This window comes from Gordonia sp. OPL2 (assembly GCF_003797825.1).
Taxonomy (GTDB): domain Bacteria; phylum Actinomycetota; class Actinomycetes; order Mycobacteriales; family Mycobacteriaceae; genus Gordonia.
This window is the reverse complement of sequence record NZ_RKME01000021.1, coordinates 43,034-58,962: the sequence shown is the minus strand read 5'-3', so window position 1 is coordinate 58,962 and position 15,929 is coordinate 43,034. Positions and strand designations below refer to the sequence as shown.

Here is a 15,929-nt window from a genome sequence, read left to right as displayed (position 1 = left end):
GCCGCGGCCGGATCCACACGACGTCGACGCACGGCACCGAAACCGCAGTTCAGCGGCGGAACGAACATTCCGGACCGGACACCGGACATCCACCGGACATCCACCGGAGACGACCGGATGCGGCGCCCCGCCCGAGCATCTGACCACAGACGTGTCCGCGCTCACGTTGATTGGCGCCCGCGTCGTCGGGGGGAGCATCATTGACCCGCATCGTTGATGCGATATGTCGGTCGGGGATCTCGGTGATGGTGAGTGGACTTCGGTGAATCGTTGGCCCGGTTGTTCGTGCAGGCCGGGCGACCCACGCTGCGCGCGGCGGCGTCCCGCTCGACGGTGTCCGCCCAGCGGATCAGTGACTGGCGCAACGGCCGTCATCTGCCGCGCGATTTCGCGACCGTCGAACCCCTGCTGCTGTGGCTCACGGCCCGTGCCGTCGCCGCGGGCGAGGCCGACGTGTTGTCTCTGCCGCAGTGGAAGGAACTCTGGCACGCGCACCTGAGCGGCGACGACGACCGGCAGTCCGACGGCCGGGCACCCGACGGCGGACCCGCCGACGTCGCGCCGTCGCCGACGGTGACGCGACCGTACGCGGGACTCGCGTCACTGACGGCCGCCGACAGCGCCCTGTTCTTCGGTCGTGACGATCTCGTCGCGACGCTGGTGGACGAGATCCGCGCCGCGGCGCGGGCCGAGACCGGACCGAGGCTCGTCGTCGTCGCGGGTGTCTCCGGTTCCGGGAAGTCGTCGCTGCTCGATGCCGGTCTGGCGCGGGATCGACGGCTGGGCGTCCCGCGGCGCGCCACCATCACGACAGCCGGGGTCCGCGTTCACGACACGGTGCCGGCACACACGGCGACCACCACTCCGACCCAGCCGACCGGTGCCGTCCCCACGGGCACCACACCGACCGCGGACACGGCCGCGCGTCCCGACGTCATCGTGCTCGACCAGTTCGAGGATGTGTTCGCCCTGCCCGACGGTGGAGTGGTCGACGCGATCCGCGAGGTCGAGAGCCTGGCCACCGATGCTGTCGTCGTACTCGGAGTCCGCGCGGACTTCTTCGGGCAGTGCGTCGAGTTCCCGGTCCTCGCCCAGGCGTGGCAGTCGCGATGCGTCATCGTCTCCGAGATGACCGGCGCCCAGTTGCGCGAGGTCATCATGGGGCCGATCCGGCTGGCCGGCGGCCGGATCGAATCCGGACTCGCCGACGTCATGATCGGCGACCTGCACGCCGCCTCGCCGGTCGGTGATCGCGCCGGACGGCTGCCGCTGCTCGCGCACGTCCTGGCCGCGACCTGGTCGCGCCGCTCGGGCAATCGGATGACGATCTCGGGCTATCGCGCGACGGGCGGGATCGCCCGTGCGGTCGCCGACACCGCCGAGGATGCGTGGTCGGCGGTCGACCCGGACGACCACAACCTGGCCCGCGCCCTGCTGCTGGCTCTCGTCCACGTCGGGCCCGCCGGCGTGGCGCTGCGCGTGCCACTGCACACCGAGACGATCGCCGACCGGTTCCCCGCCCGCATCTCGTCGGTGATCGACGTCTTCGCGCAAGCGCGGCTGCTCATCGTGTCGTCGGATTCGGTGATGCTGGTCCACGACGTCGTGCTGACGTCATGGCCGCGCCTGGCCGAATGGATCGCGGCCGACTCCGGCATCCATCTGTGGCGTCAGCGTCTCGACACCGACACCACGTCGTGGGTGGAGACGGGACGCAGCCGTTCGTTCCTCTACACCGGATCGCGCCTGGACGTCGCCCGCCAGCACCGGGCCTCGCTGCGCCGCAACTATCAGCACCTCCTGTCTACGGAGAACGAGGCGTTCATCGACGCGGCCGTCGTGCAGCAACGGCGTCGGCGGATGATCCGATTCGGATCGATCACCCTCGTCGTGGTGCTCGCCATCGTGTCCACGATCACCGCCGCCATCAGCTTCCGGCAGGCGCACGACCTGACCCAGCAGCGCAACAGTGCCGAACGGGCAGCACTGCTCTCGCACATCGACAGCCTCCAGCAGAGCAATCCGTCGCTCGCCGCGCGACTCCTGCTCGTGGCCGCTAGCCTCTACCCCGACGACGCGACGGTCAGCCAGCGGGTACTCGGCGCCGCGACCACTCCCCTGTCCCGTCCGCTGGTCGGGCACACCGGTCCCGTCTATGACGTGAGCATCGCCCCCGACGGACGCTTCTTCGCGTCGGCCAGCGGTGATCGGACCGCGCGGCTCTGGCAACGCACCGACGACGACTCGTTCCGATCGGTCGCCACCCTGACCGGCTATCGGAACTATCTGACGTCCACGGCTTTTCATCCGACGCGACCCCTGCTCGCGACCGGCAGCGGCGACGGGACAGTCCGCGTGTGGGACATCTCGTCGCCCTCGGCGCCCCGCCAGCACACATCGGTGAGCCCCGGGCACGGCACCGTCTACATGGTCCGATTCGCACCGGACGGTCGGCATCTGGCGGCGTCGTCGGACGACGGGACGGTCACCGTCTACGCCGTCGGCGACGACGGCGGCCTACGCGAGACCGCCGTCCTCACCGCACATGTCCGGGCCGCACGGACCGTCGCCTACAGCACCGACGGCCGGCTGCTCGCCACCGGTGGCGACGATCGCGTGGTCCGTCTGTTCGACACCCGCAACCCCGACGTCCCGGTACCGGCCGGGCCACCGATCACCGGATTCCCGACCATCACCCACTCGGTGGCGTTCAGTCCGGACAGCCGCACCCTGGGGGTGACAGGCGACAGTCCCAACGCCCAGCTGTGGAACGTGACCGACCTCGGCCGTCCCACCCCGATCACGACATCCCTGCCGAACACGACCGCCGGATCGTGGTCGATCGTGTTCGCGCCGAGAGGCGACCAGGTCGCCTCCGCGCGCGCCGACGGCGCCGTCACGGTCTGGAACACCGTCAACCCGGCCGAACCGGTGACCCTCTGGTCGCTGCAGTCGGCGAGCATGCACGGCGCGCCCGAGCAGGGGTCGGTCCGCGCGTTCTCCACAGTGTTCGGCCCCGATGGCAACTCCCTCATCGTCGGGCGCTCCGACGGCGCCATCGACCTCTGGCACCTGCCGCCGGGCGTCATCCCGGATCGGGGCGGCACCATCACCGACATCGGCAACAGCGCCGACGGCGACGTCCTCACCACGGTCGGCACCGACACCACGCTCAACGTGTGGACGCAGGGTGCCGGCGGGTGGGCGCGACGCGCTCGCATCCCCGTGGAGCGACGCGTGAACGATCATCCGTCGGTCACGATGAACTCCGCCGGCACCCAGGCGGCGACGGCCAACAACAATGGCGGCCGAATCCAGCTGTGGGACATCAGCGATCCCGCCGCGCCCCGGTCGACCGCCGATATCACCGCGGCCACGCGCTACACGAACGCCATCGCGTTCGCCCCGCACGCCGATCTCCTCGCCACCGGCGCCGACGACACGACCGTGCAACTCTGGGACACCGCCGACCCACGACGGCCGGTGCCTGTCGGTGCGCCGCTCACCGGTCCGCGCGACCTGATCCGCAGCGTCGCGTTCAGCCCCGACGGACAGCTCCTCGCAGTGACCTCCGACGACAAACGGACCTACCTGTACGACGTGAGGTCAGGGCAGAGCACACCGAGCGAGGTGATCGATGACACCAGCCCGGCGACCAGCGTGGTGTTCGGGCGCGATGGCGGCACCGTCATCCTCGGCGCCGCGGACCTGAGCACGTGGGACATCCGGCGTGGCCGTCCGGTCCTGATCGACCGGCAACCGAACGTGCACGCCGCCACGCTCGCACTCATGCCGACACGGCTCGCCGTCGGGACCTCGACCCATCACCTGACGACGTACGGCCTGACCGACAACGGGCGGCTCCACGACCCACAATCGATCACCCCACTGCTGCCGACCACCGACACCACCACGAAATGGCAACTGCCGCAGCATCTCCTGACGGACGCCACCATCGTCACCGGCGGTGACACCACCGGCAGCCTGCATCTCCAGACGACCGACGAGGACACCGCGCGGAGCTGGATCTGCACGACGACGCCGCCACTCACCGACGGCCAGCGGTCGTCGTACCTGCCCCACACCGACATCCCCGCCGACTGCGGGTGACAGGAAGACGACGACACCCGCCGGATCTCGCCCCGGCGGGTGTCGTCGACGTGTGTCAGTACTGCGTGTTCAGCACTGCGTGTTCAGTACTTCAGCGTGTTCCGTGCTGAGTGCTCAGTACTTCGGGAACAGGGACAGGGCGATCTCGCCGAGCGGTCCGAGTTCCGGATTGGTGGCGACCGCACGATCGATCCCCAGCTTGATGTTGTCGAGCGTAGGTGCCGCGTTCTCGACGGTCGGTTCGACCTTCGGCAGCGGTTCCGCACTCGCGGGTGCCGCCGCGAACGCCAGAGCACCGGCCATCGCGGCCCCCGCGAATCCGGCGCCGATCACTCGGCGACCGATCGTCCGTCGTGAACGACGTGCGCTTGTCTCGTTGATACCCCGGCCCATGGTGTCGACCGCCTTTCCCCCGCACGACGCGAGAGTCGTGATGAATGACTGCAGTGACCCAATGTATGCGGTGAACGCCGAAAGCGGACAACGGACATGGTCGAGTTCACAATCGTTACGCACGAGCGACCATTGCCCACGAACAGTGCGGATTCGGGATCGAGAATTCGGGCCTTCGTGACGCTCGCAAGCTCGCTCCTCAGGCACCAGGGATCGAAGCTCGCAAGCTCGCTCCTCAGGCACCAGGGATCGAAGCTCGCTCCGGCCCCCGGCCCCTGAGGAGCGGAGCGATAGCGCAGCGTCGCGAAGGGGCGTTACCGGAAGCTGAGTACCTCGTCACCCCAAGCGCGGCGGATGTCCGCGTCGAGGTCGTCGACCACGCGATCGTCGTCGTCGATCACCAGCGTGGTGCGTGCGCGTTCATCGAACGCCGGCCACAGGGGCCCGTCGACCGCCGGATCGCCGTACCGGGCGAACGAGACCCACCGCCGCTGCATCCGGTCCGACAACGCCTCACCGGTCCGGCGCCCGCCCAACTTGAAGGTGATGTCCTTCGGCCCGGCCACGAGATTGCCCCACAGATACGGCAATTCGGTGGCGTGCGTGGCGCCCACCCGCAGCGCCCGCAGCATCCGGGTCGCCCAGTCGAAGCGGTAGAGGAAGACGGGTGCGTGGCGGCTGTGCGACTCGGCGAGCCATAGTGTCGGCATTCGGAACGCGATGTCGCGGGCCACGCCGAGGCCGGCCACCTTGGGCTTCATGCCTGAGTACGCGGAGGTGATCTGCGCCCGCTCCGGCAGCGTGACGTCGGGGTACTCGGCCGTCATGGCGGCGAACATGCGCTCGATGTCGGCGGGGGTGATCGGCATCAGTGGCGACTTCATCCACTTGAACAAGGCCGCCTCGTCCTTGTTGGTGCCGATCAACAGCGGCACCGATGACGACTCCCCGGCGCGGAACACGTCCAGCGGATGCCGGGGCACCAGATCTCCGTCGATGACCGGCGCGAACGCGATGGTCCCTGGATTCTCCGCGGGGACGTCGGTGAACGCGGCCATGGTGCCCGAGACGATCGCGTCGATGCCCAGGGAGTCGAGAGCGGCGAGGTCGTCGCGGGCCACACCCGCCGCCCGCAGGAACCGGTCGGCGACAGTCGCCGACCGCGCATGGTCGTACATCGACGTCGCCGGCGAACTCTCCGCGATGGCCCGGTGGAACAGGCCGTCGGCACTCGGCATCGTCAGCAGGGTCGTGACCAGGCCCGCACCCGCCGACTCGCCGAAAACGGTGACCGTGGTCCGGTCGCCGCCGAAGGCCTCGATGTTGTCGCACACCCACTCCAGGGCGAGCAGGATGTCGCTGAGTGCGGCATTGGATTCGAACCGCGGATCGTCGGCGGCGTTGAGCGAGGTGAGGTCGGCGAATCCGAGCGCGCCCAGCCGATAGTTGAGGGTGACCACCACGACGTCACCGCCCGCGACCAGATCGCTCGCGTCGTACAGGGGCTGACTGCCACAGCCGAAGACGTATGCGCCTCCGTGCAACCACACCATGACCGGCAGTGGGGTCGAGGGTGTGCCCGCCGGCCGCCACACGTTCAGGAACAGACAATCCTCGTCCATCACGGCGTCCTTGCCGAGGGCGATCGCCGGGTTGCGCTCCTGCGGGCAGACCGGACCGAACTCGACGGCGTCGACGACGTCGGCGTGCGACTCCGGCGGGCGTGCGCGCCGCCAGCGGAGATCGCCGACCGGCGGCGCGGCATACCGGATTCCCTTCCACGAGTCGACGCCGGCGGCGCTGCTGCCCCGGACGGGACCGGATGTGGTGGTGACGACGAGATCATCGGACATGCATCCATGGTGTCGGCTGCGCGGTGCTTTGTCCGTGAGACGTGCGACACCGGGACGCACGCCGCGACATCGGCGCCGGGCCCACTACTGTCGACGTGTGGCACTCACCGATCTGATCGCGGTGCCCGGCGGACGATTCCGTATGGGCTCGGATCGGCACTATCCCGAGGAGCGGCCCGAGCACGAGCGGGTCGTCGAACCGTTCGCCATCGAACGGCATCCCGTGACGAACGCACAGTTCGCGGATTTCGTCGATGCGACCGGCTACGTCACGGTCGCCGAGGAGGACATCGATCCCGCCGACTTCCCCGAGGCCGACCCCGCCGAACTGATCCCCGGCTCACTCGTGTTCTCGCCCACGTCAGGGCCGGTCGATCTGCGCGACTGGAGACAGTGGTGGCGCTGGCAGCCCGGCGCGTCGTGGCGGCGCCCGTTCGGCCAGGGTTCCGACGTCGGCGACCACGGCGACCACCCGGTGGTCCACGTGGCCTACCGGGATGCGGTGGCCTACGCCGAGTGGGCCGGGCGCCGACTACCCACCGAGGCGGAGTGGGAGTACGCCGCCCGCGGCGGAGCCGACGGACTCGAGTACGCGTGGGGTGCGCAGATGCGGCCGGACGGGGTCGACATGGCAAACACCTGGCGCGGCGACTTCCCGTACCGCAACGACGGTTGGGGATCCACGTCGCCGGTCGGTTCGTTCCCCGCGAACGGCTTCGGGCTCGTCGACATGATCGGCAACGTCTGGGAGCGCTGCACCGACGTGTACGTACCGCGCCACGTCGTGCGGGACACGACCCCGGTCGAGGCCGACGGCCGACCGAACCTGCTGGCACCCACGACGTCGCCGCACGTCATGCGGGTGACCAAGGGCGGGTCGTTCCTGTGCGCGCCGGAGTACTGCCGCCGGTATCGGCCGGCCGCGCGATCGGCGCAATCGGACGATTCGGCAACCGCGCACCTCGGTTTCCGGTGCGTGATCACCCACCCGATCCGACCCCGGGATGAGTCTCGTCACAGGCCGGAACCGGGTGAACCACAATGACCGTTGTCGTCTGGGCCCGATGACACCGGACTTCGTCGGAGCCCCCTGTCGGGATTGAACCGACGACCGCTCGCTTACAAGGCGAGTGCTCTACCACTGAGCTAAGGAGGCATGCGTGCGCGAGTATATCGGCCGGGCACTGGGGTTCCTGAACCCCGTCCGCCTGATCGGTGACAGCCAGGCGACGATCGACACGATCGAGCCGGGCAGCATCATGGTGTCGCCGCGCAAGCCGATCGATCGATTCGACGTCGCGGCCATCACCGAGGTCCTCGACCTCGCCACCAAGATCGGTGCGGTGCTGCTGGATTCGGGGACCGCCGCGATCGACACCCAGCAGCAGATCGCCTTCGTCTGCGGTGTCTACGGTCTGGAGGACGTCGACGTCGACGTCACGTACAACACCATCGTGGTCAGTGCCCGGCGCGGCGCCACCCTGCCGCCGATCACCACGATGGAGCAGGTCTACTACCGCTCGATGGACTTCACCCGGCTCGCACAGATCGACCGCCTGGTGCGTCGCATCCGCGACATGGCACTGACGCCGTCGACGGCGCACCGGATGGTCGACGAGATCATCACCGCGCCGCACCCCTACCCCTACGTCGTCGCGACCGGCGCCTGGGGACTGATGGCCTGCGGGATCGCCGTTCTGCTCGGTGGCGGTCTTTCCGGCGCGCTGGTCGCGTTCGTCAGCACGTCGGTCATCGTGAGCGTCAACCGGCGACTGAACCGCTGGGGGCTGCCGACCTTCTTCCAGCAGACGATCGGCGGTTTCATCGCCGTCGTACCGGCTGCTCTGCTGTACGGGGCGTCGGAGACCCTGCACATCCAGATCGAACCGACCCTCGTCATCGCGGCAGGTGTGACGGTCCTGTTGTCCGGGCTGTCGCTGGTCGGTTCCGTCGAGGACGCGATCACCGGTGCACCCATCACCGGTGTGGCCCGGTTCTTCGAGGTCTTGCTGATGACCGGCGGCATCATCGCCGGCGTCGGCATCGCCATCCAGCTCCTCGAGGGCATCGGCATCATCCTGCCCGCGATCGACACGTCGACGAGTTTCGCCGCCGTCGACGTCGGTCCCCGGATCGTCGCGGGCGCCGTCGCGGCACTCGCCTACGCGCTGGCCAGCTACGCCGAGAAGCGCGCGCTGCCGGTCGCCTTCATGGGTGGTTTCATCGGTGCCGCGATCGTCGCGGGCTCGACGTTCCTCCCGATCGGTGACGTCGTCGCCAACGGTGTCGCGGCGTCGTCCGTCGGCCTCGTCGGTGGTCTGCTCGCCCGCCGCGCGCTGACGCCGCCGCTGGTCGTCGCGGTCGCCGGCATCACGCCTCTGTTGCCCGGTCTCGCGATCTACCGCGGGCTGTACGGCATCCTCAACGATCAGACGCTCGACGGTTTCACCTGGGTGGCGAGTGCGCTCGCCATCGGGTGCTCGCTGGCCGCCGGCGTCACGCTGGGCGAGTTCATCGCCCGGTCGCTGCGCCGTCCGCAACTGGCTGTGCGGCCCGCCTGGATGTCGATGCTGCGCCGCAACCGGTTGCAGGGATACCGGCGGCGCTGACCTGGGCCGGGTCTGCACCGAGCGTGACCGGCGCAGGCAGGTAGAATCGGTGTTCGCGCGCACTGCCGCGCGAACGCCTCCGGCCGCCGCCGTTGCGCACACCGATGTGAAGCACGAGGACACGAATGCCTGCCAAGACCACCGACATCACCGACGACGAGTTGGAGCCGGTAGCCGACGAGACCGCCATCTCGGCGCGCCGCGTCGTCGCCGCCTACGCAACCGACGCCGACGAATGCCGGATGCTCCTGTCCATGCTGGGGATCGCGCCAGGCGAGAACGCCTGACGCATGGCGGAGTCCGGGCACGTTTCGAACGGCGGGGCCCCTGACGGCCACCATGCCGACCACCATCACGGAGACGCCGAGTTCGTCGTCGTCGCCAACCGACTCCCTGTCGACAAGGAAGTTCTCCCCGACGGGACGGTCAACTGGAAGCGGAGCCCGGGCGGGCTGGTGACCGCCCTCGAACCCATCCTGCGGTCGCAGACCGGGGCGTGGGTCGGGTGGTCGGGGATCGCCGACTCCGATGACAACCCGGACATCGAGGGCATCGACATCCACGCGGTGCCGTTGTCCACGCGGGAGATCGCCGAGTACTACGAGGGATTCTCCAACGCCACGCTGTGGCCGCTCTATCACGACGTCCTGGTCAAACCCGAGTATCACCGGGAATGGTGGAACACCTATGTCGAGGTGAACCGACGGTTCGCGGAGAAGGCTGCCGAGGCCGCCGGCGAGGGTGCGATCGTCTGGATTCAGGATTACCAGCTCCAGCTGGTCCCGAAGATGCTGCGCATGTTGCGCCCCGATCTGAGGATCGGATTCTTCCTCCACATCCCGTTCCCGCCGGTGGAGCTCTTCATGCAACTCCCGTGGCGGACGGAGATCGTCGAGGGTCTGCTCGGCGCCGACCTCATCGGGTTCCACCTCCCGGGCGGCGCCCAGAACTTCCTCTTCCTCGCCCGACGCCTCGCCGGGCAGGCCACCAGCAAGGGCACCGTGGGCGTGCGATCCCGGTTCGGCGTGGTGCAGGTCGGCTTCCGCACCGTGCGGGTGGGTGCCTTCCCCATCTCGATCGACTCCGGCGACCTCGACACGAAGTCGAAATCGAAGGAGATCCGCACGCGGGCCGCTGCTCTCCGCGAAGAGCTCGGCAACCCGAAGACGATCATGCTCGGCGTCGACCGACTCGATTACACCAAGGGCATCGACGTCCGACTCAAGGCGCTGTCGGAGTTGCTGGCAGAGAAGCGCATCGATCCCGCGGACACCGTGATGATCCAGCTGGCCACCCCCAGCCGCGAACGGGTCGACAGCTACGTCCGGATGCGCGCCGGCATCGAACAGCTCGTCGGCAACATCAACGGCACCTACGGCAACGTCGGTCAGCCGGTGGTCCAGTACCTGCATCGTCCGGTACCGCGTGACGAACTGATCGCGTTCTTCGTCGCCGCCGACGTCATGCTGGTCACTCCCCTGCGTGACGGCATGAATCTGGTCGCCAAGGAATACGTCGCCTGCCGCAGCGATCTCGGCGGCGCCCTCGTGCTGAGCGAGTTCACCGGCGCCGCAGCCGAATTGCGGTCTGCGTATCAGGCCAACCCGTACGACCTCGACGGCGTCAAGGACGCGATCGAGGCAGCCGTGGAGCAGAGCACGCAGGAGGGTCGTCGGCGCATGCGGGCGCTGCGTCGGCAGGTCCTGACCCATGACGTCGCCAAGTGGGCGGAGAGCTTCCTCGGCGCGCTGGCATCGACCACGGAGACCGCATCCGACGCCAACCGTGGGGTCCACCTGGTGACCGGCAGCGAGTCCGGCACCGATTCATGAGCGCCACCGGTATCCCCGCCGACCTGCGGGAGGCCCTCATCGGCGCGGCCGGGTCACCTCGGCTGCTGGTGGCGTCCGACTACGACGGCTGCGTGTCCCCGCTGGTGTCCCGGCCCGAGGACGCCGTCCCGAACCCGGCGTCGATCGCTGCGATCGAGGCAGCCGGGCAGCTCCCCGACACCGCCGCCGCTGTGGTGTCCGGACGGGCGCTGGGTGTGCTGTCCGAGCTGTCGGGCCTGGCCGTCCCGGTGGTCCTGGTCGGCAGTCACGGCAGCGAGTTCGACTCGGGTTTCGCAGTCGAGATCACCGACGATCACCGAGCTCTGCTCGAGCGCCTCATCGGCGAATTGCGTTCCATCGCAGCCGATCATCCGGGCTCTACGGTCGAGACCAAGCCGGCGAGCACCGTGCTGCACGTCCGCAATGCCGCGCCCACCGATGCCGACGCCGCGCTCGAGCGCGCTCGGACGGGACCGGCGACGTGGCCTGGAGTCGAGGTCACCGAGGGCAAGGCCGTCATCGAACTCGCGGTCATCGAGACGAGCAAGGGTCATGCACTCGACGTCCTGCGTGAACGGTTTGGCGCCGACACCGTCATCTACCTCGGCGACGACGTCACCGACGAGAAGGCCTTCGCCCACCTGCACCCCGACTCCGGAGACGTCGGCATCAAGGTCGGCCAGGGCGACACCGTCGCGACCCACCGCATCGAGGACACGGACGACGTGGCCACCGTGTTGGAGTTCGTGACCGCCCGTCGTCGAGAGTGGTTGTCCGACCGGCACTGACGGCGCCATTCGCCGACCGGGTCCAGTTCCTCGCCGAGCGGGTCCTGGAATTCGCTGACTGTGCCCAAGAATTCGCTGACTGTGCCCTAGATTTCGGCGAGCGGGTCCTCCACCGCCGCGGGCCGCTCGCCTGCTGGACACGGTGATCGGAATCGGTCGACGACGACACGGGTATGGGCACGATCGGCGAACTTATGGGCACGATCGGCGAATTTCAGGGCACGATCGGCGAATTTCAGGGCACGATCGGCGAGTTTCAGGGCACGATCGGCGAGTTTCAGGGCACAGTCAGCGAATTCCAGGGCACACTCGGCCTCCGCGGGTCGTCCTCGGAGGTCGGGTCAGGCGGAGGTCGGGTCAGGCGGGAGCCGGAGTGTCGACGAGCGGATCGACCGCGGTCGACCGTTTCGCCGACTCCCGGATCACCCGATGGACGAACCCGAGTTTGCGGACCACCGGCTGCGGGATCTCGAACGGATACAACGGACGACGACCCATCGCGGCGTTCACCCGATTGAACATCATGGACAACCACTTCCAGTCGTAGAGAAGTCGCTCGATCGGTTCGTCGGCATACGATTCCAACGGCACGATGTCCCGGTTCATCGTGAACCTGACCTGATCGCTCTCCAACATCAGACCGGATTCGCGCGCGGTGTCGATGGTCCCGGTGATGTGCAGGTAATGCGCGAAACACTCGGCGAAGTCCTCCCACGGGTGCATCGTGGCGTACTCCGAGATGTAAGACTTGCGCCAGTCCCGTGGCGCCCCGTACTTATAGTGGCGGTCGATGGCGTCGGCGTAACTCGCCCGCTCGTCGCCGAAAATCTCTCGGCACTTGTCAAGGTATTCCGTTGCCCCGTCGCCCGTTTCGACGAGGATGTGCTCGTAGTAATGGCCCACCTCGTGGCGGAAGTGGCCGAGCATGGTCCGGTACGGTTCGCCGAGGTCCACCCGCAGCCGTTCCCGGTAGGCGTCGAGCGACTCGGCCAGATCGATGGTGATGACCCCGTTGGCGTGCCCGATGAGCACCTGCTGTCCGGTCGTCTGGCTCGACAGCAGATCGAAGGCCAGCCCACCGTCGGTGCGCCAGAACGGCTCGACCGGCAGGCCCAGATCGACGAGCTGATAGATCAGCATCCGCATGTCCCGCGATGTCGAGGTGAGCTTCTCGAGCGCGATCGTGTCGTCGGCGTCGGGATGGCGGCGTACCAGCGATCCCGGAAAACACCTGCCGCGCAGTCCGATCGAACTGTCGTCGACCTCGGCCAGGGTCAGCCAGTTGCAGCCGGTGGTGTCCCAGTTCGAGCAGCGCACCCAGCGTCGGCCGTCGACGTCCACGCCTTCTTCGGACGCGACGAGCAGCGAGCGCGACGGAAGATGGACCCCGACGGTGGTCCCGCATTCCGGGCACCGTTGATTGACGAAGCCCGACAACGCATTGCAGATCGGGCACGTGAGCGCATGCATGGCCTCAGCCTATGCTGATGCGCTCCTTTCCGGTGTCCGTCGGCAGATCCCCGCGCACGGTGGCGGTGACCTTGTAGTAGTTCAGGTTGATCGTCCCGCGATGGTTGTCGAGGAACGCGGTGTCCGCGGCGTCGCGTCCGGTAGCGATGCGCACCAGACTCTGTCGCGGCGCGAGCCGGGTGGCGTCGACGACGACCCACTCGTCGTTGATGATCGCCTCGGCGACGGCGTGGAAGTCCATCGGGTCGCATCCCGGCGCATACACCGCGACCAGACGGGCCGGGATGTTCAGCGCGCGCAGCAGCGCGACGACGAGATGCGCGTAGTCGCGGCAGACCCCGGCGCCCGCCAGCAGCGTGTCGGCGGCGCCGTCGATCGGGTCGCTCGCGCCCGGGATGTAACTCAGCCGGCTCTCGACGTACGCGGTCACCTGCTCGAGGAGTTCGCCCGGCGACAGATCCATGTCGAACTGTCCCGCGACGAAGCCGAAGAACTTGTCCGCCTCCGCATACCGGCTGGGACGCAGATAGATCGAGCGGTCGGTTTCCGACACCGGGATCGGATCGGCGGGCGTCTCGACGCTCGCCGTGTAGTCGATGGCGACGAGCCCAGAGTCCACCTGGAAGCGGTGGATGCGGCTGCCGTGGTCGGCGACGATCTCCTCGAGTTCCACCGGGTCACCGTCGACGGTGACCGTCAGATCCTCGGTGACGGTCAGCCCCGGTAGCTTCGCCACGGCGATCTGCATCTCGAGTTCGGTGGCGGCCGAGACGTAGACCTCGAGAGAGGCGGCGACGTCACGCGGGGGTGTGGTCATGCCCCTACGGTAGGTCATTCCCGCAGGCCGGTCGCGCCGGGACACCGACGGCGCCTCCGAAGGTGTCGTCACTCGCGCACGGTGGCCGCGACAGGATCGGTGTAGATGACGCTCAGCGCGACGACGACGGCCGCGCTCTCCTGGATCCGAATCCCGAAGCGCGACGGCGCCATCTCCAGCGGGCGGCGGATCGTCGTCGCGGAGTCGAAGGCCGCCTGTACGGGGGCGAGCCCGTGCGGGTGGGCCGCGAAGGCGTCGCCGGCGACCACGATCGCGTCGGGGTTGATGACGTCGCGCAGCATCGCCACGGTGGTGCCGAGCACCTCGGCCCGCTCGTCGACGATGAGTGACGAGTTCTCCCCCACCCCGAACCTCTCCGCGGCACGCCGCGCCGCCGCACTGCCGACGACCTCCTGCAGACAGGTGCGTCCGCCGGGCGCGAGATGCGGTGCATCGACGGGCAGGTGCGCGATGGATCCGGCGCCGCGCAACGGCATGTGCACCTTTCCGTCGATCGACAGGGCCATGCCGACGGTTTCCCGCGCGTAGAAGAACAGCCCGGTGCCCTCGAACTCCCGCGGATGGGTGAGCATCAGCTCGGCGGCGGCCATCGCCTGCACGTGTTCGCAGACAGATACGGGTACCCCGAGCTGATCGGCGAGCTGCGCCCCGACTGCCACCCGCCTCCAGCCCAGGACGGGGTGATCGATGACGCCGGTCGTCGCGTCGACCACGCCACCGGAGGCGACGCCGGCCCACAGCAGCCGACGACCGCTGAAACGTGCTGCCAGATCCCGTAATTGGGCACAGAGGTCGGCGACCCCGGCCGCGTCGTGCGGGGTGAGCACCGCATGGCTGTACAGGGTGCGTCCGCCGAGGTCGGCGATGGCCAGCAGGGTCCGGCGGGCACCGATGTGCATCCCGGCCACGCAGAGCCGGTCCCGATCGAGGGTCAACGGGTTCTTCGGCCTGCCGATGCCGCCGGGGTCGACGAGGTCGGGACGTTCGACGACGAGCCCCAGCCGCGACAGCACGGTGACCTGACGGTTGATCGTCGCCGGCGACAACGTGGTGGCCGCGGCGAGATGATCGCGGGTCACCGGACCGCTGACGCGGATGGCCTGCAGCACCGTCGCCGCGGGTATCGAACCCACCTGGAGCGCGGCGGGCACGACTCCGGTCAACGACATGGGACGAATGTAGCAACGCGCGACCCATCGTTAAGCTGAACTCATGAGCAGCAGCACGGCACAACCAGGTTCGTCGACGTCCGAGAAGAAGGTCGCGGTGGTGACCGGGGCGAGCTCCGGCATCGGTGCCGCCACCGCCCGACGGCTCGCCGCGCAGGGCTACCACGTGGTGTTGGGGGCGCGCCGCACCGATCGCATCGAGGAGCTCGCCGCCGAGATCGGCGGCACCGGTCGCCCGCTCGACGTCACCGACGAGACCTCGGTGAATGCGTTCGTGGAGGGTCTGGACACGGTGCACGTCCTCGTCAACAACGCAGGCGGCGCCAAAGGTCTCGATCCCGTCGCGACCGCCGACCTCGACGACTGGCGCTGGATGTGGGAGACCAATGTGCTCGGCACCCTCCGGATGACCAAGGCACTGCTGCCGGCGTTGGTCGCGTCGGGAGATGGACTCATCGTGACGATAACCTCCATCGCCGCACTCGAGGCCTACGACAACGGCGCCGGATACACCTCGGCGAAGCACGCACAGGGCGTCATGCACCGGACCCTGCGCTACGAACTGCTCGGAAAGCCGGTGCGGCTGACCGAGATCGCTCCCGGGATGGTCGAGACCGACTTCTCGCTGGTCCGATTCGAAGGGGACCAGGAGCGCGCCGACGCCGTGTACCAGGGTCTGACCCCGTTGACCGCCGACGACGTGGCCGAGGTGATCGGGTTCGTCGCATCACGCCCGCCGCACGTCGACCTGGACCAGATCGTCATCAAGCCACGGGATCAGGCCTCGGCGCGTCGCAACGTCAAGACCGGCTGAGGTCGCACCGCACGTTGCCGCCGGGCCGCCCGGGAACGGATCAGGCTCGGCGT

Annotated in this window: 12 protein-coding genes and 1 tRNA gene; 7 read left to right on the top strand and 6 right to left on the bottom strand. The window is 68.6% G+C overall.

Annotated elements, in window-relative coordinates:
- Positions 1 to 252: 252 nt before the first annotated feature.
- Positions 253 to 4,110: a WD40 repeat domain-containing protein gene (locus EEB19_RS27215; protein ID WP_187588813.1), complete on the top strand. Its 3,858-nt coding sequence runs from the start codon at positions 253 to 255 to the stop codon at positions 4,108 to 4,110.
- A gap of 114 nt (positions 4,111 to 4,224) precedes the next feature.
- On the opposite strand, the gene EEB19_RS18475 is transcribed toward EEB19_RS27215, so the two are convergent.
- Positions 4,225 to 4,503, bottom strand: a complete 279-nt coding sequence (locus EEB19_RS18475) for a hypothetical protein (RefSeq protein WP_187588812.1) — start codon at positions 4,501 to 4,503, stop codon at positions 4,225 to 4,227.
- A 314-nt stretch (positions 4,504 to 4,817) separates the two neighbouring features.
- A complete protein-coding gene (locus EEB19_RS18470) occupies positions 4,818 to 6,356 on the bottom strand; it encodes a carboxylesterase/lipase family protein (protein WP_187588811.1) in 1,539 nt (512 codons plus the stop codon).
- A gap of 97 nt (positions 6,357 to 6,453) precedes the next feature.
- On the opposite strand from EEB19_RS18470, the gene EEB19_RS18465 reads away from it, so the two are divergent.
- The gene (locus EEB19_RS18465; RefSeq protein ID WP_262365765.1) at positions 6,454 to 7,401 is read left to right on the top strand and encodes a formylglycine-generating enzyme family protein; all 948 of its coding nucleotides are present in this window, start codon (positions 6,454 to 6,456) and stop codon (positions 7,399 to 7,401) included.
- A gap of 39 nt (positions 7,402 to 7,440) precedes the next feature.
- On the opposite strand, the gene EEB19_RS18460 is transcribed toward EEB19_RS18465, so the two are convergent.
- A tRNA-Thr gene (locus tag EEB19_RS18460) sits at positions 7,441 to 7,512 on the bottom strand.
- A gap of 4 nt (positions 7,513 to 7,516) precedes the next feature.
- Here EEB19_RS18460 and EEB19_RS18455 point away from each other — a divergent pair.
- The 4 genes from EEB19_RS18455 to otsB all read left to right on the top strand — a co-directional run bounded on the left by EEB19_RS18455 (position 7,517) and on the right by otsB (position 11,585).
- Complete coding sequence (locus tag EEB19_RS18455; RefSeq protein ID WP_187588809.1) at positions 7,517 to 8,965, top strand: threonine/serine exporter ThrE family protein; 1,449 nt, start codon at positions 7,517 to 7,519, stop codon at positions 8,963 to 8,965.
- Positions 8,966 to 9,090: 125 nt separating this feature from the next.
- Positions 9,091 to 9,252: a hypothetical protein gene (locus tag EEB19_RS18450; protein WP_187588808.1), complete on the top strand. Its 162-nt coding sequence runs from the start codon at positions 9,091 to 9,093 to the stop codon at positions 9,250 to 9,252.
- 3 nt (positions 9,253 to 9,255) lie between these two features.
- A complete protein-coding gene (locus tag EEB19_RS18445; protein ID WP_187588807.1) occupies positions 9,256 to 10,797 on the top strand; it encodes a trehalose-6-phosphate synthase in 1,542 nt (513 codons plus the stop codon).
- The gene (gene otsB / locus EEB19_RS18440; protein ID WP_187588806.1) at positions 10,794 to 11,585 is read left to right on the top strand and encodes a trehalose-phosphatase; all 792 of its coding nucleotides are present in this window, start codon (positions 10,794 to 10,796) and stop codon (positions 11,583 to 11,585) included. Before EEB19_RS18445 ends, otsB begins: the two co-directional genes overlap by 4 nt.
- Positions 11,586 to 11,942: 357 nt before the next feature.
- On the opposite strand, the gene EEB19_RS18435 is transcribed toward otsB, so the two are convergent.
- From EEB19_RS18435 to EEB19_RS18425, 3 genes are all read right to left on the bottom strand, one after another.
- Positions 11,943 to 13,055 (bottom strand): putative zinc-binding metallopeptidase, encoded by a 1,113-nt coding sequence (locus EEB19_RS18435; RefSeq protein ID WP_187588805.1) that lies wholly within the window; start codon positions 13,053 to 13,055, stop codon positions 11,943 to 11,945.
- A 4-nt stretch (positions 13,056 to 13,059) separates the two neighbouring features.
- Positions 13,060 to 13,872, bottom strand: a complete 813-nt coding sequence (locus EEB19_RS18430) for a transglutaminase family protein (RefSeq protein WP_187588804.1) — start codon at positions 13,870 to 13,872, stop codon at positions 13,060 to 13,062.
- Positions 13,873 to 13,940: 68 nt separating this feature from the next.
- Complete coding sequence (locus EEB19_RS18425) at positions 13,941 to 15,062, bottom strand: ROK family transcriptional regulator (RefSeq protein ID WP_187588803.1); 1,122 nt, start codon at positions 15,060 to 15,062, stop codon at positions 13,941 to 13,943.
- Positions 15,063 to 15,105: 43 nt separating this feature from the next.
- Here EEB19_RS18425 and EEB19_RS18420 point away from each other — a divergent pair, with 43 nt between their 5' ends.
- Positions 15,106 to 15,876, top strand: coding sequence for an SDR family NAD(P)-dependent oxidoreductase (locus EEB19_RS18420; RefSeq protein WP_187588802.1), 771 nt, complete (start codon positions 15,106 to 15,108; stop codon positions 15,874 to 15,876).
- The last annotated feature ends 53 nt before the right edge of the window (positions 15,877 to 15,929 follow it).

Coding starts and splice junctions, on each gene's coding strand:
- EEB19_RS18475 (WP_187588812.1), bottom strand. CDS start 4,503: ATGGGCCGGGGTATCAACGAGACAAGCGCACGTCGTTCACGACGGACG.
- EEB19_RS18470 (WP_187588811.1), bottom strand. CDS start 6,356: ATGTCCGATGATCTCGTCGTCACCACCACATCCGGTCCCGTCCGGGGC.
- EEB19_RS18450 (WP_187588808.1), top strand. CDS start 9,091: ATGCCTGCCAAGACCACCGACATCACCGACGACGAGTTGGAGCCGGTA.
- EEB19_RS18445 (WP_187588807.1), top strand. CDS start 9,256: ATGGCGGAGTCCGGGCACGTTTCGAACGGCGGGGCCCCTGACGGCCAC.
- otsB (WP_187588806.1), top strand. CDS start 10,794: ATGAGCGCCACCGGTATCCCCGCCGACCTGCGGGAGGCCCTCATCGGC.
- EEB19_RS18435 (WP_187588805.1), bottom strand. CDS start 13,055: ATGCATGCGCTCACGTGCCCGATCTGCAATGCGTTGTCGGGCTTCGTC.
- EEB19_RS18430 (WP_187588804.1), bottom strand. CDS start 13,872: ATGACCACACCCCCGCGTGACGTCGCCGCCTCTCTCGAGGTCTACGTC.
- EEB19_RS18425 (WP_187588803.1), bottom strand. CDS start 15,062: ATGTCGTTGACCGGAGTCGTGCCCGCCGCGCTCCAGGTGGGTTCGATA.
- EEB19_RS18420 (WP_187588802.1), top strand. CDS start 15,106: ATGAGCAGCAGCACGGCACAACCAGGTTCGTCGACGTCCGAGAAGAAG.